Annotated in this window: 21 protein-coding genes; 12 read left to right on the plus strand and 9 right to left on the minus strand. The window is 43.9% G+C overall.

The window, feature by feature from the left end; all coding sequences use genetic code 11:
- Positions 1-34: 34 nt before the first annotated feature.
- The gene (locus ACFS6H_RS18130) at positions 35-1,282 is read left to right on the plus strand and encodes a PQQ-dependent sugar dehydrogenase (RefSeq protein ID WP_386102352.1); all 1,248 of its coding nucleotides are present in this window, start codon (positions 35-37) and stop codon (positions 1,280-1,282) included.
- Positions 1,283-1,323: 41 nt separating this feature from the next.
- Positions 1,324-2,274 carry an alpha/beta hydrolase gene (locus tag ACFS6H_RS18135; RefSeq protein ID WP_386102355.1) on the plus strand — a complete coding sequence of 317 codons (951 nt, stop codon included), beginning with the start codon at positions 1,324-1,326 and terminating at the stop codon, positions 2,272-2,274.
- Positions 2,275-2,291: 17 nt separating this feature from the next.
- Here ACFS6H_RS18135 and ACFS6H_RS18140 read toward each other — a convergent pair whose 3' ends face one another.
- The 5 genes from ACFS6H_RS18140 to ACFS6H_RS18160 all read right to left on the minus strand — a co-directional run bounded on the left by ACFS6H_RS18140 (position 2,292) and on the right by ACFS6H_RS18160 (position 6,365).
- The gene (locus tag ACFS6H_RS18140; protein ID WP_386102358.1) at positions 2,292-2,966 is read right to left on the minus strand and encodes a hypothetical protein; all 675 of its coding nucleotides are present in this window, start codon (positions 2,964-2,966) and stop codon (positions 2,292-2,294) included.
- A 113-nt stretch (positions 2,967-3,079) separates the two neighbouring features.
- Positions 3,080-3,763, minus strand: coding sequence for a hypothetical protein (locus ACFS6H_RS18145; RefSeq protein WP_386102361.1), 684 nt, complete (start codon positions 3,761-3,763; stop codon positions 3,080-3,082).
- Position 3,764: 1 nt separating this feature from the next.
- Entirely contained in the window at positions 3,765-4,097 is a 333-nt protein-coding gene (locus ACFS6H_RS18150; RefSeq protein WP_386102364.1) for a PadR family transcriptional regulator, read from the minus strand.
- 250 nt (positions 4,098-4,347) lie between these two features.
- Entirely contained in the window at positions 4,348-5,619 is a 1,272-nt protein-coding gene (locus ACFS6H_RS18155; RefSeq protein WP_386102367.1) for an NAD(P)/FAD-dependent oxidoreductase, read from the minus strand.
- A 104-nt stretch (positions 5,620-5,723) separates the two neighbouring features.
- The gene (locus ACFS6H_RS18160; RefSeq protein ID WP_386102370.1) at positions 5,724-6,365 is read right to left on the minus strand and encodes a Crp/Fnr family transcriptional regulator; all 642 of its coding nucleotides are present in this window, start codon (positions 6,363-6,365) and stop codon (positions 5,724-5,726) included.
- A 108-nt stretch (positions 6,366-6,473) separates the two neighbouring features.
- Between ACFS6H_RS18160 and ACFS6H_RS18165 the strand changes: the two genes are divergently transcribed.
- From ACFS6H_RS18165 to ACFS6H_RS18195, 7 genes are all read left to right on the plus strand, one after another.
- Positions 6,474-7,706 carry an isocitrate dehydrogenase (NADP(+)) gene (locus ACFS6H_RS18165; RefSeq protein ID WP_386102373.1) on the plus strand — a complete coding sequence of 411 codons (1,233 nt, stop codon included), beginning with the start codon at positions 6,474-6,476 and terminating at the stop codon, positions 7,704-7,706.
- Between the two features lie 250 nt (positions 7,707-7,956).
- A complete protein-coding gene (deoC, locus tag ACFS6H_RS18170; protein WP_386102376.1) occupies positions 7,957-8,877 on the plus strand; it encodes a deoxyribose-phosphate aldolase in 921 nt (306 codons plus the stop codon).
- Between the two features lie 35 nt (positions 8,878-8,912).
- Positions 8,913-9,284, plus strand: a complete 372-nt coding sequence (locus ACFS6H_RS18175; RefSeq protein ID WP_386102379.1) for a four helix bundle protein — start codon at positions 8,913-8,915, stop codon at positions 9,282-9,284.
- 55 nt (positions 9,285-9,339) lie between these two features.
- Positions 9,340-10,830 (plus strand): aldehyde dehydrogenase family protein, encoded by a 1,491-nt coding sequence (locus tag ACFS6H_RS18180; protein WP_386102382.1) that lies wholly within the window; start codon positions 9,340-9,342, stop codon positions 10,828-10,830.
- Positions 10,831-10,841: 11 nt separating this feature from the next.
- Positions 10,842-11,234, plus strand: coding sequence for a four helix bundle protein (locus ACFS6H_RS18185; protein WP_386102385.1), 393 nt, complete (start codon positions 10,842-10,844; stop codon positions 11,232-11,234).
- Between the two features lie 26 nt (positions 11,235-11,260).
- Positions 11,261-12,145, plus strand: a complete 885-nt coding sequence (locus tag ACFS6H_RS18190; protein WP_386102388.1) for an aldehyde dehydrogenase family protein — start codon at positions 11,261-11,263, stop codon at positions 12,143-12,145.
- A gap of 131 nt (positions 12,146-12,276) precedes the next feature.
- The gene (locus ACFS6H_RS18195) at positions 12,277-12,720 is read left to right on the plus strand and encodes an SPOR domain-containing protein (protein ID WP_386102391.1); all 444 of its coding nucleotides are present in this window, start codon (positions 12,277-12,279) and stop codon (positions 12,718-12,720) included.
- 162 nt (positions 12,721-12,882) lie between these two features.
- On the opposite strand, the gene ACFS6H_RS18200 is transcribed toward ACFS6H_RS18195, so the two are convergent.
- Positions 12,883-14,622: a vWA domain-containing protein gene (locus ACFS6H_RS18200; protein WP_386102394.1), complete on the minus strand. Its 1,740-nt coding sequence runs from the start codon at positions 14,620-14,622 to the stop codon at positions 12,883-12,885.
- A gap of 193 nt (positions 14,623-14,815) precedes the next feature.
- On the opposite strand from ACFS6H_RS18200, the gene ACFS6H_RS18205 reads away from it, so the two are divergent.
- Positions 14,816-15,274 carry an SRPBCC family protein gene (locus tag ACFS6H_RS18205; RefSeq protein ID WP_386102397.1) on the plus strand — a complete coding sequence of 153 codons (459 nt, stop codon included), beginning with the start codon at positions 14,816-14,818 and terminating at the stop codon, positions 15,272-15,274.
- A 64-nt stretch (positions 15,275-15,338) separates the two neighbouring features.
- On the opposite strand, the gene ACFS6H_RS18210 is transcribed toward ACFS6H_RS18205, so the two are convergent.
- Entirely contained in the window at positions 15,339-15,842 is a 504-nt protein-coding gene (locus ACFS6H_RS18210) for a phosphoribosyltransferase family protein (RefSeq protein WP_386102400.1), read from the minus strand.
- A gap of 73 nt (positions 15,843-15,915) precedes the next feature.
- Between ACFS6H_RS18210 and ACFS6H_RS18215 the strand changes: the two genes are divergently transcribed.
- Both ACFS6H_RS18215 and ACFS6H_RS18220 read left to right on the plus strand, forming a co-directional pair.
- Complete coding sequence (locus ACFS6H_RS18215; protein ID WP_386102403.1) at positions 15,916-17,238, plus strand: 4Fe-4S dicluster domain-containing protein; 1,323 nt, start codon at positions 15,916-15,918, stop codon at positions 17,236-17,238.
- A gap of 192 nt (positions 17,239-17,430) precedes the next feature.
- Positions 17,431-18,378, plus strand: a complete 948-nt coding sequence (locus ACFS6H_RS18220) for a hypothetical protein (protein WP_386102406.1) — start codon at positions 17,431-17,433, stop codon at positions 18,376-18,378.
- 66 nt (positions 18,379-18,444) lie between these two features.
- Here ACFS6H_RS18220 and ACFS6H_RS18225 read toward each other — a convergent pair whose 3' ends face one another.
- The gene (locus ACFS6H_RS18225) at positions 18,445-19,101 is read right to left on the minus strand and encodes a protein-L-isoaspartate(D-aspartate) O-methyltransferase (RefSeq protein WP_386102409.1); all 657 of its coding nucleotides are present in this window, start codon (positions 19,099-19,101) and stop codon (positions 18,445-18,447) included.
- A gap of 145 nt (positions 19,102-19,246) precedes the next feature.
- On the minus strand, positions 19,247-23,860 hold the full coding sequence (locus ACFS6H_RS18230; protein ID WP_386102412.1) for a choice-of-anchor D domain-containing protein: 4,614 nt from the start codon (positions 23,858-23,860) through the stop codon (positions 19,247-19,249).
- Between the last annotated feature and the right edge of the window lie 216 nt (positions 23,861-24,076).

The following is a 24,076-nucleotide window of genomic DNA, read 5'->3' on the forward strand; positions in this document are numbered from 1 at the left end:
ATTAATTATATTTACACACCTAAAAAATACAATTATGCCCTCAAAAAATAACCCCTATGTATTGGCTGTAATAGCTACAGTAATATTGGGTAGTTGTGGTAATCATAAAAACGGGGTCACCAATAATAACGGTGACAATAATGGCGATACATTACTGCCTCCTGTTGAAACCAAGAAACCAAATTCAGATTATAAACCTGCCTTTACCGGCCAGACCCGGATAAACGGTGTAAAAACAAAAACACCTTACCAGGTAGATAAATTAGCAGATAATTTAAACAGTCCATGGGCAGTTATTCCTTTACCTGATGGCCGCTTACTGATAACGCTGAAGGGCGGACAGATGCAGGTGCATGATGCCAATGGCGGGCTGGTAAAAAAGATTGAGGGCTTACCGGCAGTAGAAAGCGGCGGCCAGGGCGGTATGCTGGATGTTGCTTTGGACCCGGCTTTTGGTACGAATAAAACCATTTACTGGTCTTTCTCTGAAAAACAGGGCAACGGTAATTTAATGGCCGTAGCAAAGGGTGTTTTAAATGAAGCGGCCGGTAAAGTAGATAACCCTGTTGTTATTTTCCGGGCAACGCCCAGCCTGCAGAGCAGCCTGCATTTCGGCTCCCGTTTAATTTTTGATAAGGACGGGCACCTGTTTGTAAGTACCGGCGAACGGTCAATACTGGCGGGCCGTGTACAGGCGCAGCAGTTGAATTCGGGTTTGGGAAAAATATTTAAAATTACAACGGAAGGTAAGCCGGCACCGGGTAACCCCTTTATTGGCCAAGCCAATGTAATGCCTGAGATATATGCTTACGGCGTGCGTAATCCCCAGGGACTGGATATACACCCCGTAACCGGTGAGTTATGGGAGAACGAATTTGGTCCACGTGGCGGCGATGAGATCAATATTATTAAACCCGGTAAAAACTATGGCTGGCCGGTGATAACATACGGTATTGAGTATGGCGGTGAGGCCATTGGCACTCCTCCTATTCAGCAAAAAGAAGGAATGGAACAACCCATTTATTACTGGGACCCTGTATTATCGCCCAGTGGTATGAGTTTTTATAAAGGGAATGCGATACCCGAATGGGAGAATAATTTATTTATCGGCGGATTAAGCAGCCAGCATATTGCACGCATTGTTATTAAAGACAATAAAGTGGTGGGCGAAGAAAGGTTGTTAACCGATGTGAACGAACGTTTCAGGGATGTGGCTTATAACGATGGTAAATTATACGCAGTAACCGACGGCGGCAAATTATACCGCATCAGCAAGAAATAAATCTCCTTATTGTTGTAAGGCAGCATTAAAGTATTTCATATATGGCACTTAGGAAAGTAAAGATCAAAAAGGTTTTCATTTTTCTAAGTGCCATTTTTATTATAGTGAATGTTATTGCTTATATGCATGCCTATAAGCTTACGCATTTCACCCATGCCTCCTCCGTTAAAACCCAAAGCCCTGATAAACTCAGCTGGTTTAAAAAACTAACTACCTTATTTACCGGTGTAAGTAATCCCAGGCCGGTTAATACGGCTTTACCGGTACAACCATTTGAGACTATTGTTCTGCAAAGCAATAAAAAAATTGAATGCTGGCTCATCCGCAATGACAGCGCTAAAGGGACCGTGATCATTTTTCATGGTTATGGTGGTCATAAATCATCCATGCTGGATAAGGCAGATAAGTTTTTGGCATTAAGCTATAATACTTTACTGGTCGATTTTATGGGAAGCGGCGGATCGGAAGGGAACCAGACCACCATTGGCTTTATGGAAGCAGAACAGGTATATACCGCCTGGCAATACCTGGTTAATAAGGGTGAAAAAAATATTGTACTGTTCGGTACATCTATGGGCGCTGTAGCGATTATGAAAGCTGTTCATGATCACGATTTACAACCGCAGGCTCTTATACTGGAATGCCCTTTTGGAACCATGTACCGGACGGTAGCTGCCCGGTTTAACAATATGAACCTGCCTGCTTTTCCCATGGCCCATCTGCTGGTTTTCTGGGGCGGGGTTCAAAATAAGTTCTGGCCATTTGCACATGAGCCCGTGGCCTATGCCCGTAACATAAAAAGTCCTGTGTTACTCATGTATGGTGAAAAAGACAAGAATGTAAGCAGGCAAGAAACAGAGGATATATACAACAATATCAGCTCACCCAAAAAACTGGCCACCTATCCCCATGCAGGGCATGAAAATTATTTAAAGCAATATGATAAGGAATGGACCAGTGATATAGGTTTGTTTTTATCAGGGCTTGAATAAATAATCCCCGCCGGTTATTATTGGCCTGATTCCAGTTTATTCAGGTGACCTTTTAATATCACCAGTTTTTCCAGGATAAATTTATTAACGATCGATTCATCAATATTATGCAGCCTGAATTTTTCTTTGCCGTTTTGTTTGTAGGCATTGCCGTAGTTTACCTGCCCGGTACGGATGGCGTTATCCGGGTTTTTGCTAACGGTATGTAAGAGCTCTTTAGGGCGCATTTCCACATCCCTGATGCCATTATATAAAGCACCGGATACCACCGGGTCATGCGTAGGCCGGCTGGGAACATTATAGTATACCAATTCATCCTCATTCCTGCTCAGCAATAACAAACTACTTATTCTTTTTTGGGTGGTATCGGATAAAACCAACCGGGCATCAAAAACAAATACTTTTTCTACCGAGGTCTGGGCTATTTTTTCAAAGTTATCAATTTCAAGGGCCACCGTATAAAGTGCCTGGCAATTAAAGCAAAACTCCTTATCCTTTAATTGTACCAGTGTTTTTTCCAACACTTCAGTAACTACATCGATAGTGGCCGGTTTTTTCTGCCATTCGGCAGGTATCACCAGGTTATAACGCTCTTTATAAAAGCCTTTCTGCGCCATTTTTTTTTCGGCCGTACAGGCAAACAACAGTGAACCAGTAAGGAGTGAAATTAACAGGTAGGTATAAATTCTCATAAATCCCGGTTTATCAATTGAGGCTAATAATAAAACAGTGTGCCTTACAATTTACACCAGGATATTAAAATAAGTTGTTAAAAACGGAGGTTTAACATACCTGTCAAAGGCTGTTAGAATGCCTGCGGGTATTGGGCCCTGGCCTTTGTATAAGCTTTTTTGTATACATCAAACTGGGCCAGGCAACAAACAAACATACAAACGGCAAAAGCGGTAAAAATGATATTAACGACCTGGATATGAACCGTTGCTTCTTTTAATCCCGGTACGAAGTAAAAATAAAAAACAGGCACCTGTAACATCCAGGATAAAACATCGGCACCTCTGCCCTGCTGCAGGAATAACAGGGAACGTTTAGGTTTTTTAAATTTTACCAAACTATAAATGCTCATGCCTAAACCCAGCAAGCATGCCAATACCGCATAGAGCAGTAAACCATCCTGCGGGTTAGGAAAAAGGCTAAACTGTAAAGGCAGGTATAATAAAAGGAATATGACGGCCGTAATGATAATACGGGGAACAGTAAACCAACTGGTAAAGGCTTTACGCCATTGTTTACTACCCGATTTTTGTAATGCTACCATTCGTTCCGCCACTACAGGGGCAAAACCCGAAATGCCAAAGCCGGCATACACCTCGTTCAACGCCTTGTCAAAATCCAGTGAAGGATTTGCTTGCAGCTTGGCTTCAATGGCTTCGGCCAGGTGATCTACCAGTTCAACCTGCAGATCGTAATAACGCACATAGTGTTTTACACAAAATTGATGCAGGTATTGTACCTGTTCGTTTGTTAACATATCAGCCCAGTTTAGGTTGAAGCAATAACTGCAAGGTGTTTTTAAACTGTTCCAGCTCCGCTACCGCCTTGCTCTTTTGTTTTTTACCGGCTTTGGTAAGCGTATAATATTTCCGCACCCGGTTACCAATGTATTCCATTTGAACCTCCAGTATACCCTCGCCTTCCAAACGGTGTAACAGCGGATATAAGGCGCCTTCTGTAATGGCCAGTTCACCGGAAGTTAACTCCTTTACTTTCTGCGTTATTTCATAACCATACATTTTCCCGTTCTCCGCCAGTAGCTTGAGTAAAACCGGCTCCAGGCAACCTTTGTATAAAGCACTTTTATTCATATTGTACAGCGTATTATTTTACAAACATACATAAAATACAAATATATTGGTAACTTATGTATTTATTGCTTATGTATTAGCTTTCCACTTGCTCATTAAAGCCATTAAGCGGAAAGGCTGCCGGATTGCAGCGGCATCGACCTGTAAGGATCACTACCTGGAAAAAGATATTGCCGGGAGGTACAGCGGAAAGCCGGGACAACAGCTGATAGTGGTACTACAGCTGACAGCCCCGGCTCTTTTATTATATTTATTTTACTTCGAAGTCTTTAAGTTTATAGGGGTTGAGTCGTCCTATTTTCATTAAGGTTAACATGCCACCCATTACAAATTGCAGGAAACGCCGGCTGTACCAGCGGTATACGGCTTCGCCGGAGAAGATACGGGTGAGGTGTTTTTGTATATGCGGCCCCAGGAAACGGCCGATGGCTGAATCCATCCTGTCGCTACCCACTTTTAACAGGTTGAATAACTGCCCGCTGTACCATTTGTCTACCAGTTGCTGCCATACATACAGCTCCCGCATTTGCTCTTTCTGGTATTGGGCAAAAGCGCCGTCCATATCCTTATCAATTGCATCGGCCAGGCGAAAAGCACCTTTAATGGCGAGGAATAAACCCGAAGAGAAAATAGGATCCAGGAAGCCGCCGGCATCACCGGTGAGTACCCAGTTACGACCATACATTTTTTTACTGATAAGCTGGTAGTTATCATACTGTACCACCCCGGTTACACGGGTGCCTTTACCGGCAAATTTTTTGAGCGTGGGCTCGCTTTGTATATAGTTATCGTAACGCTCCTCGCGGGTAGCGCCATAGTCCTTTAAATGTTCAGGGTTGATCACCACGCCTACCGAAGTACGGTCGGGTAAAGGGATACGCCAGTTCCACCCTTTTTCCAGGCGATGCAGATGGATATTAAATGGCTCGATAGGTTCGGTGCCGGTCATGTGACTGAATAAGGCTACGTCCTTACGTTTACCGGTACGGGTAGGAATATCCAGCAAACGGCTGATGGTACGGGAACGGCCGCTGGCATCTACAATAAGATCGGGCTGGCCATTGAAATAGTCGCCGATAGCGGCAATGGTATCATCGCTGAGTTTTAACTGATCGCCATTACCGGTCTTTTCAATTTTTGCTACCTGGTTAAAAAACTGCACGCCTTCTTTTACTGCCAGGTTGAAGACGGTTTTATCAAAGTCCTTCCTGGGTACGTTATACGCATAAGGCGGCAAGGTACCCTGCCCCATACTAAAAGGCGAAGTGGCTTCCTCCTCTTTATTGATCCATACAGAAGCGCCGGGCTTGTAGGTACTGTAGGTTTTCATTTCCTCCTCGATACCCAGCTTTTGTAAAAAAGGCATAATGGCCGGAACAAGTGATTCACCAACGATGATCTCCGGTCTTTTTTCGAGGTAAAAAACAGCGATTTTATATTTGTTTTTTCGTTGTAATAAGGTAGCCAGCGCACAGCCCGAGGGGCCACCGCCAATAATTGCAATGGTTTTTATGCTTTTCATGCAGAAGAGATTTGGTTGAGGTCTTACAAAAACTATTATTTTTTTGCGTGAGCAAAGGTAATAGCTGCATTAATTCCTGCAATAAAATTTTAGCCTGATACCGGCTACTGGTTATCTTTTTTAGAAGAGGGTTGCGGCTTGGTAAGATGCTTGAAGCGGCTGAAGGTTTCGGGTTTGATATTTAAGTATGAAGCCAGGTATTTCTGGGGTACCCGTTGTATGAGGTCGGGGTTTCTTTCCACAAAATGCAGGAACCGCTCTCTCGGGGTCATTTTTACCATCTGCATCTGCCAGCGGTCTTTAATGATCATGGAAAAAGTAATGATGAGCCGGCCCAGCCTTTCCATATGCCAGGACGAACGGTACATTTTTTCCAGGTCATCGTATTTGATAGTGATAAAAGTGGTAGGTTCAATGGTCTCAATAAAATACTCGGAGGGTTTACGGCTATGGAAGGATTCCTGGCTGAGTATCAGGTGTCCTTCGGCCGATATCTGGGTATTGATCTCCTCCTCTCCTTTTTTATAGTATTTGCGGGCCAGTCCCTTGACAATGAAGTTGAAATCATCTTCCACTTCCCCTGCATAACTGACTATTTCTTTTTTGTGGAATTTGCGGACCTGTATGATAGGCACAAGATGATCCTCGTACTCCTTTTGTGTAACCGGAGCAAACTTATTCAGGTAAGTAAAGAAATAAGATAAGGCATCCATACCAGACAAAAGGTACAATATTATTTGATTCAAATCAATTTTTTGTGGATTTTTTTTATCAACTTCACAGGATTGTTAACCCTATCAAAACTATTACATTTGCAAACATTCAAATATTAACCTGTAAAATTGATCAGAACTATGTCGCAAAAGATTAAAGTAGCTAATCCAGTAGTTGAGCTTGACGGTGATGAAATGACCCGCATTATCTGGAAGTTTATTAAGGATAAATTGATATTACCATACGTTGAAGTTGATATAAAGTATTATGACCTGGGTGTAGAACACCGTGATGCCACCAATGACCAGGTGACCATTGATTCGGCTGAAGCGATTAAAAAATATGGTGTAGGTATTAAATGTGCCACCATTACACCGGACGAAGCCCGTGTGAAAGAGTTCAGCTTAAAGCAAATGTGGAAAAGCCCTAACGGTACTATCCGTAATATACTGGACGGCACCGTATTCCGTGAGCCTATCGTTATTAAAAATATCCCCCGCCTGGTAACCAACTGGGATGCCCCTATTATTGTTGGCCGTCATGCTTTTGGCGACCAGTACCGTGCTACCGATACCGTAATTAAAGGCAAAGGCAAGTTAACCATGACCTTTACACCCGAAGGTGGTGGTGAAGCACAGACTTTTGAAGTGTATAACTACAAAGGCGATGGCGTGGCTTTGACCATGTACAATACCGACGAAAGCATTTACGGTTTTGCCCGCAGCTGTTTTAACATGGCCCTGAGTAAAAAATGGCCTTTATACCTGTCTACCAAAAACACCATCCTGAAAAAATATGATGGCCGTTTTAAAGATATTTTTGAAGAAGTATACCAGAATGAATTTATAGCCGATTTTGATGCGGCAGGCATTGTGTATGAGCACCGCCTGATTGACGACATGGTTGCCAGCGCCTTAAAATGGAATGGTAATTTTGTATGGGCCTGTAAAAACTATGATGGCGACGTACAAAGTGATACTGTTGCACAAGGTTTTGGATCTTTAGGTTTAATGACCTCTGTACTGGTTACGCCTGATGGTAAAACCCTGGAAGCAGAAGCTGCCCATGGTACCGTAACCCGTCACTATCGTGAGCACCAGGCCGGTCGCCCAACCAGCACTAACCCTATTGCCAGCATTTTTGCCTGGACACGTGGTTTGGCTTTCCGTGGTAAACTGGATGGTAACCAGCCTTTAATTGACTTTGCCAATGCCCTGGAAGCCGTTTGTATTGAAACCGTGGAAGAAGGTAAAATGACCAAGGACCTGGCGGTATGTATACACGGTAATAAAGTAAAACACGGCGAGCATTATTTATATACCGAAGAATTTTTAGATGCTATTGATGCCAACCTGCAAAAGAAACTGGCTTAATAGATTCAGAAAGAAAATAAAAATTAAAAGCTGCACTGGTTACAGGTGCGGCTTTTTTTATGCGTTGGAAATGAGAAATTATGAATGTTGAATTATAAATGATGAATGAGGAATTATTTTGTTTTTTACTAAGCCCTTTAACCTTTGAACGCTTGAACCTTGAACTTTTTGAACGCTCTTAATCTTCCTATGAACCATTAACTATGAACCATTAACTTACACTATCTTTGACCCCATAAAAGTTTCCCCTATGGCGCTTGCCTCCAATTTAAACTTATTACCCGATTTCCGTCTTTCGCCACGCATTGACCAGGTAGGTGTGGAAGAAAGGGCAGCACGTTTTACCACCCGCAGTATTAAGGCAGACTCCAAGCTGAACGGCTTATTGCTAGTATTAAATATGATTGACCTGACCACACTGGAAGGGAAAGATACCCCCGGCAAAGTAAAACAGCTTTGTTATAAGGGTATGCACCCGCATGATGCCATACCCGGTTTACCCAGTGTAGCGGCCATATGTGTGTACCCATCCATGGTAAAAATTGCCAAAAAAGCACTGGAAGGTTCGGGTGTAAAAGTTGCCGCTGTGGCCACTGCCTTCCCAAGTGGCCAGGCGCCCCGTGATGTAAAGATCCGCGATACCAAATTTGCCGTAAGTGAAGGTGCCGATGAAATTGATATGGTGATCAGCCGGGGTAAATTTCATGAGGGCGAATATAATTTTGTATTTGATGAAATAGCCGCTATTAAAGAAGCATGCGGCAATGCCCGTTTAAAAGTTATACTGGAAACCGGCGAGCTGGGTACTTATGATAAAGTACGCCGTGCCAGTGATATTGCCATGCATGCCGGTGCTGATTTTATTAAAACCTCTACCGGTAAAATACAACCTGCTGCAACCATGCCGGTAACCCTGGTGATGTTGGAAGCCATCCGTGATTTTTATTATAAAACAGGCAAGATGATCGGCATGAAACCTGCCGGCGGCATATCCAAATCAAAGCTGGCCCTTCACTACCTGGTTATGGTAAAAGAAACACTGGGTAATGACTGGCTGAACAATGAATGGTTCCGTTTTGGTGCCAGCAGCCTGGCCAATGATGTGCTGATGCAGATTGCAAAAGAAAAAACCGGGCTATACCAGAGTGCGAATTATTTCAGCGTAGACTGATTTTTGTTATTGGTTATTAGTTAAACGTTAACCGTATGGGAAATATTCAATCATTCGAAGATCTTGAATGTTGGAAAATTTGTACAGATTTACGCAGGTTTATCAGCACTATAACAAAAAACTTCCCATTGGAAGAAAAGTATATACTTACAAGTCAGATGCTGAGAGCATCCAGAAGTGTAACCAATAATATTGCAGAAGGATACGGACGTTTTCATTTTAAAGAAAATGCACAATTCTGCAGGCAAAGCAGGGGTTCTTTATACGAATTAAAAGACCATCTAATCATTGCATTGGATGAGCAATATATTTCAAAAGAAGATTATGGTGTTGCAATGGAAAAGTTCTTGAAATGCATAACACTGATCAACGGATATATTAATTACTTAGTCAACTCAGGAAAATAAACCGGTTAACGGCTCAGACCGATTAACTGATAACTATTAACGATTAACTCTTTTTATGGCTGTAACTAAAAAGAAAGCAACAAATACGATCAAATTAAAATTTGATACCGATTGGACATATGCTCCTGCACCGGAGAGTAAAGCTGCGGCTACCATTAATAAACAATATAACTTATTTATTGATGGCAAATGGCAGCAACCAACATCAAAAAAATACTTTGGTACCATTAACCCGGCTACCGAAGAAAAATTAAGCGAAGTGGCCGATGCCAATGAGGCCGATGTAAATAAAGCTGTTACTGCAGCCCGGAATGCTTACGATAAAACATGGAAAAAATTACCGGCCAAAGAAAGAGCAAAATATATTTTCCGTATTGCCCGGATGGTGCAGGAAAAAGCCAGGGAACTGGCGGTGATAGAAACTTTAGACGGTGGCAAGCCCATCCGCGAAAGCCGCGATTTTGATATACCCACAGCTGCCAACCATTTTTTTTATTATGCCGGCTGGGCCGATAAGCTGGAATACGCTTTCCCCAATCGCAGGCCACAACCCTTAGGTGTTGCCGGGCAGATCATTCCCTGGAATTTCCCTTTATTAATGGCTGCCTGGAAAATTGCTCCAGCCTTAGCTACCGGTAATACCGTAGTACTTAAACCTGCAGAGACCACGCCCCTGACGGCTTTAAAACTCGCCGAAATTATACAGGAAGCTGACCTGCCACCCGGGGTAGTGAATATTATTACCGGTGCAGGCGCTACCGGCGCTGCGTTGGTTAACCATCCCGGCGTGGATAAAATTGCTTTTACCGGCAGCACGGAAGTAGGGAAAATTATTCAAAGAGCTACTGCCGGTACCAATAAAAAACTGACATTGGAATTAGGGGGCAAAGCAGCTAATATCATTTTTGAAGATGCCCCGATTGACCAGGCAGTGGAAGGCGTGATCAACGGCATCTTTTTTAACCAGGGTCATGTATGCTGTGCCGGCAGCCGTTTGTATGTACAGGAGTCTGTTGCGAAAGAAGTGATCAAAAAATTAAAGGACCGTATAGAATCTTTAATCGTTGGCGATCCGATGGACAAGAACACCGATATCGGCGCCATCAACAGCAAAGAGCAGTTAGCCACCATTCATAAATATTTAACCATCGGTAAAAAAGAAGGCGCCGAGATCTACCAAAGCAGTTGCCCTATTCCCAAAAAAGGTTTTTACTGCCCGCCTACCCTGTTCACCAATGTGGCCCAGAGCAACCGTATTGCCCAGGAAGAAATTTTTGGCCCGGTACTTTCCATCCTAACGTTCCGTACCGATGATGAAGTAATTGAAAAAGCCAATAACACACCCTACGGCCTCAGCGCCGGCGTATGGACCGACAAAGGCTCCAAAGTATTCAACATGACCAAACGCCTGCGTGCCGGCGTGGTATGGGCCAACACTTTCAACAAATTCGACCCCACTTCCCCCTTTGGCGGTTATAAGGAAAGTGGCTTTGGCAGAGAAGGCGGGTTGCATGGGTTAGAAGGATATTTAAAGTTTAGTGTTTAAAGTTTAATGTTATGGCAACTATTAAACAATTTGAGGATATTGAAGCGTGGAAGATTGCCAGAGAGCTTTGTCACAAACTTGGAGTACTTATTGATACAGGGTCATTTAAAACCAGTTTTAAACTGATAGCACAAATGGAAGCGTCCTCCGGTTCTATTATGGACAATATTGCTGAAGGATTTGAAAGAGGCACAAGAGGAGAGTTTATACAATTTTTAGGCTATGCAAAAGGATCTTGCGGAGAACTAAGATCACAACTTTACAGATCCTTAGATAGAAATTTTATTACTCAATCAGATTTTGAAATGCTGCATGTCATGTCATCACAAACAAGCGGCAAAATTCAAAACCTGATCAATTATTTAAACAAAACAGGTGTTGAAGGGGTACGGAAGAAACGTTAAACCTTAAACTTTAAACATTAAACATCATGAGTCGTTTAGAGATATTAAAAACCTACAAAATATACATCGCCGGCCAATTCCCCCGCACCGAATCGGGAAGGTTTTATGCGGCGAAAAATGCGGCAGGAAAGCAACTGGCCAACATGTGTTTAAGCTCGCGGAAGGATTTCAGGAATGCGGTAGTAGCGGCCCGCGGTGCTTTCAGCGGCTGGAGCGGCCGTGCCGCGTTTAACCGCAGCCAGATATTGTACCGTATTGGCGAAATGCTGGAAACACGCAGGACACAGTTTGTAGATGAGCTGGTACAGCAGGATCTTACAACAGCACAAGCCAATGCCGAAGTGAACCTGGCGGTTGACCGGCTGGTGTACTATGCCGGCTGGTGCGATAAATACCAGCAGGTATTCAGCGCCGTTAATCCGGTAGCCAGCTCTCATTTCAACTTCTCGGTACAGGAGCCTACCGGTGTGGTGGCTATTATTGCCCCGCAAAACAGCTCTTTACTGGGATTGGTTTCGGTAATGGCACCGGTTATTGCCAGTGGTAATACCTGTGTAATACTGGCATCGGAACAAAAACCTTTATGTGCGGTAACTTTTGCGGAGGTATTGAACAGCTCTGATCTGCCCGGGGGCGTGGTGAATATTTTAACCGGCAAGATACCCGAGCTGGCCAAATGGTTTGCCGAGCATATGGATGTTAATACAGTGATCTACTGCGAAAAAGATACGGCCAATAAAAACATGTTCCGCGAAAAAGCGGCTGTAAACTTAAAACGCCTGCATTTTTACGACCAGGTAGACTGGAACAGCGAAGAAGGACAATCACCCTACTTTATTACCGATTCAACTGAAATAAAAACCACCTGGCACCCGGTAGAAAATATTGCCGGAGCCGGCGGCGGTTACTAACATATCTCAACAATTGTTTAACGGGGCAAATGTAAAATTCTGGTTACATTTGCCCCGTTACCGTTAACCCGGGCAACCAAATGGCCTTAACCGGCATCTTTGGTAAGGTTTTTGGGTTAAAACAAACCATTATGACAAAACAAGTTATCCTTATCGCTTTATTTTCGCTCTCCTGTTTGTTTGTACAAGCGCAAACCATTACTACGGTTGACAGTGGCAGCGTAACTATTCATAAAGATCCGCGTTTGGACATACTGGTAAAAAAACAGGCCCAGATCAATGAAGTAACTACCCGTGACTCCCGTCGTACCGCCAAAGGATACCGTTTACTCATCATTCGAACCAATAACCGTGATGAAGCTATTGCGGCCAAAACCAAGGTATACAACTACTTTCCCGAGTTAAAAGCATACATGTTTCACCAATCGCCTTACTACAGCATCCGTGCCGGTAATTTTAAAGACCGTAAGGAGGCTGAAGCCTACCGTTTAAAATTCAATAATATATTCCCGAAAGGTGTATTTATTATGAACGATGTGGTAGAAGTTAAACCAGACAGGTTAGAGGAAGAATAGGGTAAATTTTACAAAATAAAAGATTGATTTTTTTGTTCCCGGCTGCAGTACTTTGATCATCGTCCCTTGCGTCGCACGCTTGTGCACCATTAATACTAATCAGCATTAAGTACATTTCCAGCATTCAAGATGTTCTCATTATCAAATTTCCAAATCAACTCATTACCAAATCGTCCCAGCTTCCTGCAACAACACTTCCTGTAAACTGTTTTGTTCCAGCGTGTACACCTGAGCCCTGCCCTTCCGGATGAGTTTATTAAAATACCCGGTGGTAGAACTTTGCGGGTATTTAGTCAATAAGAGTATACTGAGTATCACCCCCGATTTTTGTTTTGCCTCTAACAATTTTCTGGTTGCTTTATCCATTTCAAAAGCGCCGTCAGTAATGATCATCAGTTTGGTCACACCCGCATAAAAGCCAATACTGTCGATCAGTTCATACCCCTTTACAATGGCTTCTCCCGCATTGGTAGCGTCCTTGGTCTGCAGCCTGTTGATCTTATTAGTGATCAATGGCAGGTTATTACAGGCAATAAAATCCAGGATCACTTCCGGCTTACGGGCAAACTCGATCACCGAAATACGGTCCACTTCTCTTTGTAATGAGACAAGATATAAAATCGCCTTTTTGAGGCTATCCAGCCTGTCCTGTTCCAGCATAGAGTTGGACACATCCAGCAAATAGACGGTATGATTGGGCTGAACCTGTTGTAAACGGGTAGCAGCGGCTGTACGCATCACCGTATCGATTCTTACCGGTTTTTCCGTTTGTGTTACTGCAGCCTCTGTTTCCGAAGGTTGCACCAGGCCAAAGCGGTACCCAATGCGGGGCTTTTTCAATAATACATTCTGAGCCGTATCCAGGCCCACATCGGCGGCCATCTTCATGGAATATTCCAGGGTGTTGGAGATAGCCAGTCCATCTGCACTCTCGATAAACCGGTTATAATAATGTATCATCCAGTTATACCGGTTTACAAATGCATTATAATTATTCACGCCCCTTTGCAGCTGTTTATTGTGATAAACCGTATCGGTTTTAAACCAGAATATGGTGGACGGCATATTGCTGTAAAACATTTTATACCGGGAATGCGGGAACGCACCATGGCTCAGGTAATTGTAACCGTAAGTATTGCTTAAATACAAACTATCTTTTTGTTTTCCTTCTTCATACAAAGCCCTTAACTGGCTGTCATTTTGCAGGCGTAAACCATCATCATCCGCATACAACTGTTGTTCCCACTGTTCTAACAGGTTTACGCTCTGTAACAACTCCTTTTGTGCTGTTTGGATAAGTGCCTGCGTGGCAGCGGGCTTTAAGGCTGTTGTATAATAGTTTTCAATGGCCTGGTATAAATGATCCGATGCTTTTTTATACCCGTCAAATAAGGGTGTTAGGCGGTCTATTATTTTTTGCGCTTGTATAAATCCATCATCGTTATCAAATTTTTTCTGGTGTATATAGGTCACCAGTTCTTTAAAGGCATTCACCATGCTATCCAGCTGTACATCAAAAGCGCGGAGCGCCGATAATACAGCAGGGTTGTTGAGTTTGTTGCTACGGATGCCCGCATCCATTACGTTTTTTGCCCTGTACAGCGGGACGAATGTAGCGTCATAATCATTGATAAAGCCTTCTTTATCGGTTTTTATTTGCGGAAATTCGGCATAGGAGCCCGATTTAAGCCGGGCAGTAGCGCTGATCTTACTGTACCAGTAATTAGGTGAGCGCTTTTTTATATTGACCAAGTAGGCCTGTGAAAAATTAAGCAGGTCAAAATACACCAGCTGATTGATCCGGCTGGCCTCGTCCATATAATCGATCACCGTGTTTAAAGTCCGTACCGTTACATTACGTTTATTTTGAGCAAACAAGAGCCCGCTCAATAACACCATCATCGTGGCGACCGTTATTTTTTTATATAGAAAAAGGTACCGGAACATATAGCTGACAATAGGTGATTTAACAACGGAGTGACTTACCTCGCACAAAGTTAACATGCCGCGTAAATATGTAACCGCAATTCGATGATTTGTTGGTAATTTAGTTCTTTATCAAAGCAGCATAATTTAAAACTGCCCCTTTGCCCTCATGATGCAGCAATTGACCCAGCAACAATGGTTGCCTATTTCTTTACCCGAAGCCTGGCAGTTTTTTGCCACGCCAAAGAACCTGAACCTGATCACCCCGCCTGAAATGTCCTTTGTCATTAAAAACGACTTACCCAATGAAATGTATGAAGGCCTGCTGATACATTATACCATCCGGCCATTTCTGAATATACCCTTTAACTGGCTCACGGAGATCACGCATATCAGGCCGCAACAGTATTTTATTGATGAACAACGTTTCGGGCCTTACAAACTATGGCACCATGAACACCATTTTAAAGAAGAAAATAATGGCGTATCGATGACCGACATATTGTATTACGATATCGGCAAATCAATTGCCGGGCGCATTGCAGGCAGCGTATATGTGCACAAACAGATAAAAAGAATATTTGCCTACCGCACCCAAAAATTAACCGAAATTTTTCCTGACCGGTAACCGGGTATATGTAGAGACAGCATGCATGTTGTCTCTACATATACCCGGTTGGTTTACCCCGGTTTTATTGCAAATACGCACCTTTCACCGTATTTCCATCCACCTCCACGTAAATATGATCTTCCATGGTAGTGGCCAGTTCCATACCCACATAATCGGGATAAACAGGGAATGAATTATGGTGCCTGCCTACAAGGGCAAGGGTCTGTATTTTTTTAGGATGCCAGTTCAGCAGGGGCTTCAGGGCATACAATAAGGTACGGCCGCTATTGGCCACATCATCCACCACAATTACTACTTTGTTATTATAATCCAGTTCAGGGCTGATCAGTACTTCTTCCGGCTGACGCTTGTTCAGGCTGATGTTGGCCAGGTGCAGGGTAAGGTTATTATCCAGTTGTTTCAGCAGATCGTGCATGGTACGGGCCACAATAGTCCCTCCTCCGTCAATACCGGCGATGATCAGCTCAGTTTCCCCGGCATTATTTTCCAGTATTTCCAGGGCCATGCGCTGCATTTTCTTCAAAGCCGTTTGCTCCACTAAAATATAGTGTTTATTTGCTGTCATAATCATTTACCTTTATCAGTATTGCGTTAAATAAACTAACAAGCCGTAATTTAGCAATTGTAATTACAAGCGTATGCAAATTGTGCAACAAATTTTATTTATTCTTTTAGCAGGCAGTGCCGGATTATTCTTTTTTACCCGTGCTAAAAAAATATACCGGAACATTTTTTTAGGTGCAAAAGAAACCATTAACGACAATAAAGCGCAGCGCTGGCGCAATGTATTGCTGCTGGCTTTCGGGCAAAAGAAGATGTTCCGCAATCCGCTGGTCGGGGTATTACACTTTTTTGTGTACGCAGGCTTTATCATCATTAATATTGAAATGCTGGAGATCGTGCTCGACGGCATTTTAGGCACCCACCGTTTGTTTGCGCCTTACCTGGGTGGTTTGTATAATTTCCTCATTAATTCTTTTGAAATACTGGCCGTGCTGGTAATTGTGCCCTGCGCCATTTTCCTGGTACGCCGTAATATCATCAAACTCAAACGCTTTATCAGCAGGGACCTTGACGGATGGCCACGCAGCGATGCCAACTATATCCTGGTTACCGAGATCACCCTGATGTTATTATTCCTGTTCCTGAACGCATCGGACACTTTACTACAGGCCCGTGGTGTAGAACATTATGCGGCCCACCCTACTGGTAACTTTATTGTTTCCCAGTATTTGCAGCCGTTGCTCACCGGTTTAAGTGATAGCGCCCTGGTAGCAGTAGAGCGTGGCAGCTGGTGGTTACATATTATCGGGGTACTGGCTTTCCTGAACTACCTGCCCTATTCCAAACACCTGCATATATTACTGGCCTTTCCCAATGCCTGGTATGCACGCCTGCAACCACTGGGTAAAATGGATAATATGCCGGCTATACAGAATGAAGTATTGTATGCCATGCAACCCGAGCTGGCCCCCACCGATGTGGATGCTAATGCCCCCGTGGTGAAATTTGGCGCCAAAGATGTATTTGACCTGAGCTGGAAAAGCCTGCTGGACGCTTACAGCTGTACAGAATGTGGCCGCTGTTCGGCTGCCTGCCCGGCCAACCAGACCGGCAAACTGTTATCGCCCCGTAAAATAATGATGGATACCCGTGACCGCCTGGAGGAAGTGGGCAAAAATATTGATAAGAACGGCGAGTTCCAGGACGATGGCAAAAACCTGTTCAGTTATATCTCTATCGAGGAATTAAGGGCCTGTACCACCTGTAATGCCTGTGTGCAGGAATGCCCGGTATCTATTTCGCCCCTGGATATTATTTACGAAATGCGCCGCAGCCTGATCATGGAGGACAGTAATGCACCCCAGGAGTGGAATGCTATGTTCAGCAACGTGGAAAATAACTTTGCACCCTGGAAATTCAGCCCCGATGAAAGAGATAAATGGGTAATGGAGAACTAAATACGCTGCGTTGATCCTGTACGCCTTTCCGGCAAAGCCGGACACCAGGATAATCAGCCTATTATTAATTATTAATTACTAATTATTCATTATACTAATCCCCCGGGCAAAACGTTTACCAATAAACCACCAGCTACTTATTAACTAACCTGAACTATTGCAATCAAGCATGGTTTTTGATTATAGGAGCCCATGATTAAAAAAATTGTCCCGCTTTTTTCTTTATTGTTTATTGCAGGCTTTGTACACGCACAATCGGTATTTGGTTACTGGTATGGTATTGCCAATGTAAAATCAAACGGATCGGCCAGTAATTACATGATGGAGCTGATCATGCAGCCGGAGAAGGGTTATGTAAAAGGGGTATTGAATTATTACTTTAAAAATACTTTCCGGAGTTTACAGGTAAAAGGTAATTATGATGCCAACACCCGGCAATTAAACCTGTACAATATTCCCGTTACTTATTTTGGTTCCAATATAGCCATGGAAATTGATTGTATGATGAACCTGCGGGCTACGCTACGCGTGTCCAGGGCAGGCTCCAACCTGTCGGGTTCTTTTGTCAGCCTGCCGGAGTTTAAATACACCTGTAAGGAGATCATGTTCAACTTTGACCTGAATACCGATGCCAGCCAGAAAGATTCGGTATTGCGGGCCATACGGGAATATAAGGAAACGCACCAGGTATGGCAGCCCAATGAAGATGACACCACTGCCAAACCCGCCGCCACTATTGTACAACGTAAAGTGATCAATTATGTGGTGGAAAATGATTTTAAACAAAGGGCCATTGATATCACCGATGAGATCACGGTGGATAGCGACTCCATTGCTGTTGACTTTTATGATAATGGGGAGGTAGATGGTGATTCCATCTCGGTTTTCTTTAATAAAAAACTACTGGCCTTCTCACAAAAACTCACCACCCAGGCCCTGCATTTCAACCTGGTATTGGACAGCCTGCTGGAAGTAAATGAATTAAGCATGTTTGCCGATAACCTGGGAAGTATTCCGCCTAATACGGCCCTTATGATCATCAGGGATGGGGAGAAACGTCACCAGGTAAGGCTTACCAGCGACCTGACGAAAAGCGGTACCATACGGATCAGGAAAAAACCCAAACCAAAGACAGAGTAAAATAATGGTATAAATAAAAAACGGTTGATAATTTCAACCGTTTTTTTATAACAGGTTATGGAGAATTTACTGGCGTTTACCCTCCAGCATCGGTACAAAGGAAAAGTCGGAGAAACGTTCTTCCGACAAACTGCCATCCGCATTTTTGGTAATACGCCGCATCTGCTGCACATCGCCTACGCCCAAAGGTATTACCATCATACCGCCGTGTTTTAATTGTTCGATCAGCTTAGGCGGAACAATGGGTGCCGCTGCTGTAATGATCACCCGGTCAAAAGGGCCATAGGTGGGTAATCCCAGAAAGCCATCTCCGTAAAAGAATTTGATATTGATATATTTTTTTAAGAAGGCAAAGACTTTGTTAGACTCAAACAGTTTTTTCTGTCTTTCAATGGTAAATACTTTTACGCCCATCTCTGCCAGTACCACGGCCTGGTAGGCACTGCCAGTACCGATTTCCAATACCTTCATATTGGGTTGCAATTGTAAAAGCTGGGTTTGATAAGCTACTGTAAAAGGCTGCGAAATGGTCTGTCCCTCACCTATCGGGAAAGCCCTGTCTTCGTAAGCCACATCATCAAAAGCGGAATCAAGAAAAAAATGGCGGGGAACATTACCAATTACCGATAATACCTGCTCATCGGTAATACCTTTGGCACTGATCACATCAACTAATTTACGTCGTAATCCTTTATGTCTGTATTCGTCAACTGTAGGTCTCATAAGAAGAGTACAAAGTTACGACAGATAATCAGGGAAATAAACAAAAAACAGGCTTATTTATGAACACCTAAAAAATTATATATCAAATCCTTATAATGAAAAGGCCGGACATATTGTCCGGCCTTTTTTAGCTGTTGTAAGGCTGTTATTCTTTTACAAAAGAAGCAGTGAATGTTTTTTCCTTACTTCTTAACTGGATGAAGTATAAACCGTTGGTCAGTTTATTGAGCTGGCCGTTCAGCTGGCTGTTCAACTGTACTGCAGCACCGGTATTTTGTAGTTGTAATTTACCATCTACGCTATACACTTTCAGGTCATATACGGTTTCGTTATTGTCCAGTTGCAGGCGAATGGCATGACGAACCGGGTTAGGCGAGATAACAATTTTGTTGGTCACTGCCGGTTCATATTTTACTGTTACCACTTTACTGTAGCTGAATTTACCGTCAATATCCACCTGTTTAATGCGGTAATAATTATTACCTGTTAAAGGTGCTTCATCATTGAACCAATATTGGTGTGCGGTGGTAGTGGTACCGTTGCCGTTTACTTTACCAATACCTGTAAAATTATCAGCGCCGTTAGCACTGCGCTCAACAATAAAGTAAGCGTTATTGGTTTCCGAAGCGGTGATCCATTCTACTGCCACCAGTTTTTGTTTTTGTATAGCCTGTACATGGGTAAAGGTTACCGGCAGTACTTTTAATACATCAAAACGGGCAAACACCGGTAAGTGGTCAGATGCGGTGGTTGCGTTATAAGGAGCCACATAAGATCTTGGATCCTCTATATCGGCAGAAGTAGCAATATACCTTGGCAACAGTTCATTGGATACGATCATATGATCGATCATACCACCACTGCTGGGGAAGCTGGTCCTGCCGGCCTGGTCAAGTGCCAGTGTTAACGGACTATATTGTGCGGCATCGGCCAGGAACGGTGTGTACGAAGAAGGTTGACCGGCTGCGATAGAGCCATTCAGCCTGTCGTTAAAGTCACCCAGGATCATTACCTCATCATTAGGATACTGTGCATCCAGTGAATCTTTCAGCACACGGATATCATATACCCTGCGGTTATAATCGGCAATGGCACTACCCGATTTGGCATGTAATACCACTAATCTTATTTTCTTGTTAGCACCATTGATATTGGTGTTGAAAGTAGCAATGAACGGTAACCTGCCCGAACTCCAGAAACTGGAAGCCGTACCGGTAGGATAACCGGTGATCGGTTGACCGGGAACGCCGTTTCTCGCATCATTATAGATCTGTTCAAACATCACCCTTGGAGGTTCTGTTGTAGACAGGGTCATGGTATTGGTATTATAAATAAAACCAATTTTCTGTGGCGGAAAGGTTGGGTCCGGCGGGTTAAAGGAATAAGACCAAAGCGGTGAAGTTACCGATGCGTAACCTGGCAGGTTACTCATTAAGGTGGTCAGTGCAGCATCGTTGGACATTTCCTGGAAGCCGATCACATCTACGTCCAGGCGATTTAATACCGTGGTAATATTATTTACCTGGGTAGTTACCTCAGCCGGGGTAGCATTGTTATTGGAATTAGAACCAAAGAAACTCAGGTTATACGTAGCAATATCCAGGGTTTCTGCTTTTGGATAGGATGAACCTGTAACACTTACTACAGGTTTGTTTAAGCCTGTAGCCGTAACCGTTACATTGCCTTCAATTTTCAGTGATTTTGTACCCGGTGCAAAACGTACATAGAAGCTGGTGCCGCTGGCAGCCACCGCCTGTGTAATAACTACCGAAGGGGTAAAAGTTGAATTATCCAAAGATACCTCGTAACCTGCAGGTGCAGTAACGGTATAATTGCTGCTGCCGCCTACGGCTTGCAGGTTTACGGCCTGACCAACGGACTGATTACCTACCGATACTTCGCCAAAGCTCAGTACACTGGGGCTTACACTTAACAGGCTCGACTGGTCAGTGATCGCAATATCATCTACCGACCAGCGGGCAGCGCCCAAAGCTGATGAAGAAGTATATACAAATGCGATACGTACATTGGAAGCAGCTTTATATGCTGACAGGTCTATATTATCAGACAAAGTCCAGGCGGTTGTGGCCGCACCCGGAGGTGTCGGGAAATTAGCATTAGTGATCTCTGTCCAGTTGGCTACATTGGGAACACTTACGCCATCGTAAGTAGTAGATACATATAATTTCAATAAGGGACCGGAGAACTCACCACGGCTATAGAAACTTAATACCGGCATATTTACAATGCCTGAAAGGTTCAGAACAGGCGAGATCAGCCAGGCCTCATTGGTTTGCGCAGCGCCGCCGCTAAAGCCATTCACATCTACCCCATTGGTACTGTTACGGCCATACTGGCTGCAACCCCATTTCTGTACACCGGCGCTATTGATAGATAAGAAACCGGAACCGGGAATGCTGGTAACCGTACAGGTATTGAAATTAAAGCTCAGCTGGTTGGGATCAACTCCTTCCCCACTCACAGTTACATTCCTGGTAAAGGCATCGGTACTGGTATGTACAATGGTGCCGCTTACTACACCCGTTGCTGTAGGCGCAAAACGTACATAAACCGTTTGCGGTGTACCATTTGTAGGCGTCAGGCTGATACTGGGGGTGAAAGTGGTATTATCTGCAGAAACAGTATAGGCACCGGTTGTGGTGATCACCAGGTTACTGGTAAGATTGGTACTGTTTACCGTATAATTTAAAGTATTGTTGGCACCTACATTCGTAGCAGGGAAACTTAAACTGCTCACAGAGGTACTGATGGTTTTATCAGTAGGACTTTGCCAGTTCAGTGTGAAATCATCAATGGCCGAAGAAGGGCGGTTACCGGTTCCTGATGAACCTGTAAGCGCAGCAATACGAATGGTTACCACGCCGGCAATATCATCCAGCGCACTACCAAAATCTACATGAATGGGATTCACACCAAAATTGCTGCCACCCGTTGTTAAGTTACCGGTAACAGATGCCGGTGTTACAAAGCTGGTTGGGTTTAAACCAATACCATATTGCACGGCCCAGGTGGTTGTTCGGGGGGAGCTGGCATCTAAGGATTGTAATAAAAAGTCTAAAGTAAAGTTTACTTTATTGGCGGTATTGGCGATCTGGAATACAAATGCGGCTCCCGGATCTGTACCACTTACCTGTCTTACACCAAAGGCCCTGTCAGTAACAGGAGCATCATCAACTCCTGAACGATAGTTTTTAAAACCACCGCCTGTATTGGTCCAGTCGTTGGCCGCAGTAACGGTTGCTGCAAAAGCAGCTACCGTACCAATAGCCGTATTGGTTGAACTGGTACGGGCTGTGATACCAGCTGGTAACCCGGCTCCTACACCGTCAAAGTTTTGTACATAAGGCGAACTGGTCAGGTTAATAACACCTACACCCGTGCCGGCAACAATTACTTCCTCATTCTGTGCTCCGTTTGTACTAATGATAAGTGTATCGGTTGATAAGCCGGTAGCAGTAGGATGAAAACGTACAAAAATAGTACGGCCTGCACCGGTTAATGCCGCATCTGTTTGCGGAATGGTAACGCTGTTTGAAAAATTAGTATTATCGAGTGATACACTGAAATCAGCCGTACCTGTAACCGTTACATTACCGGTTAAATTGGCACCGGTTACGGTAAAGGATTGTGACGCGGAATTTTGTCCAACCCCCACTTCACCAAAGCCGATTGTACCGCCGGTACTTACCGTTACTAAAGGAGCACTGGGGTCAAAGCCTTCCCCTTCCAGGGTAACCGTTTTTGGACCGGCGCCTGTACTGGTAATGCTGATAGTCCCCGCATAAGCCTGTGCCGCAGTAGGCGTAAACCTCACATAAACTGTTTGGTTGCTGGAAAAACTAGCAGGCGGTATAGTAAGGCTGGTACTATAAGTACCGTTCTCCGTAGTGCTGATCGCAAAAGGAGCTGCGGTATTCAGTGTAACATCAGCAGTCAGATTACTACCTGCCAGGCTGAAGTTCTGTGCAGAAGAAGTTGTATTGATATTGGTAACGCCCAGGTCCAATGTAGCAGGTGTAGGCGTTAGCACCGGGGCTGTTGCCAGCGTAGCCGTGATCGATAAGTTATCAATACTTATTTTAGGGCGGCTGCCGCTGCTACCATTGGCATCACCATTATGATAATAAAAACGTAATTGAGCGGTGGCGCTGCCGGAAAAAGCAGCAGGCAGGGCAATACTGGTAATGCTGCCGCTACCGGCAACATTATTGGTAGCTACATAAGGTAAATTGGTACCAGTTAATTCTGTCCAGGTGGTACCATCTGTAGTAGCATATAAACGTAATGTACCCACCCTGTCACCGGTGCTGTTAAACACAGTGGCAGCATCAAAACTAATGGTGCCGGCGGTGGTACCGGTAAAATCCAGGAAAAGATCAAAACCTAAAGAACTGGTATTAGCAGTTCCCCCGGTTGTTAAAAACTGCAGGTTACCCGTGCCTTTTTGTACCCCGCCGGAAGTGCCTGAAGCAAAAGCCGCGGCAGTGGTGGTGGTGATACGTGTGGCAGAAGGAATAGCACCGGTAGTATTCACCGGATTACCTCTCCAGTAAGCTGCACCGGTACCGGCAGAAAGCGTGCCGTTGGCAGCCGCTGCAAATGTCCAGTTCGCAATGTCCGCGAAATTTTCTGTGTAAGTGGTTGACGGCTGTGAAGCCATAGGAACCGGCGTTTGGGCAAATACACCAAAACAGGCTGTCAACACTTGTAGAACTAACAAGAGTAAATTTTTTCTCATAACTAGGTATTTTTTATAAAAGCCAATCCAGGCCGTGTGACGACGGCTAATAACTGTAAGGAGCAGTTATTAAGATTTCAAAACTAAGGGCTACTACTCAATGAAAAACAATTGTTAATAAATAACAATATTAACTTTAGGTTAGCGACTAAACCAATTGATTTGCAGCCTTTTCTAAAATCTGGCCTTTTTACTTAATATGTTTATAAAATAATA

Source organism: Terrimonas rubra (genome assembly GCF_042686025.1).
GTDB lineage: Bacteria > Bacteroidota > Bacteroidia > Chitinophagales > Chitinophagaceae > Terrimonas > Terrimonas rubra.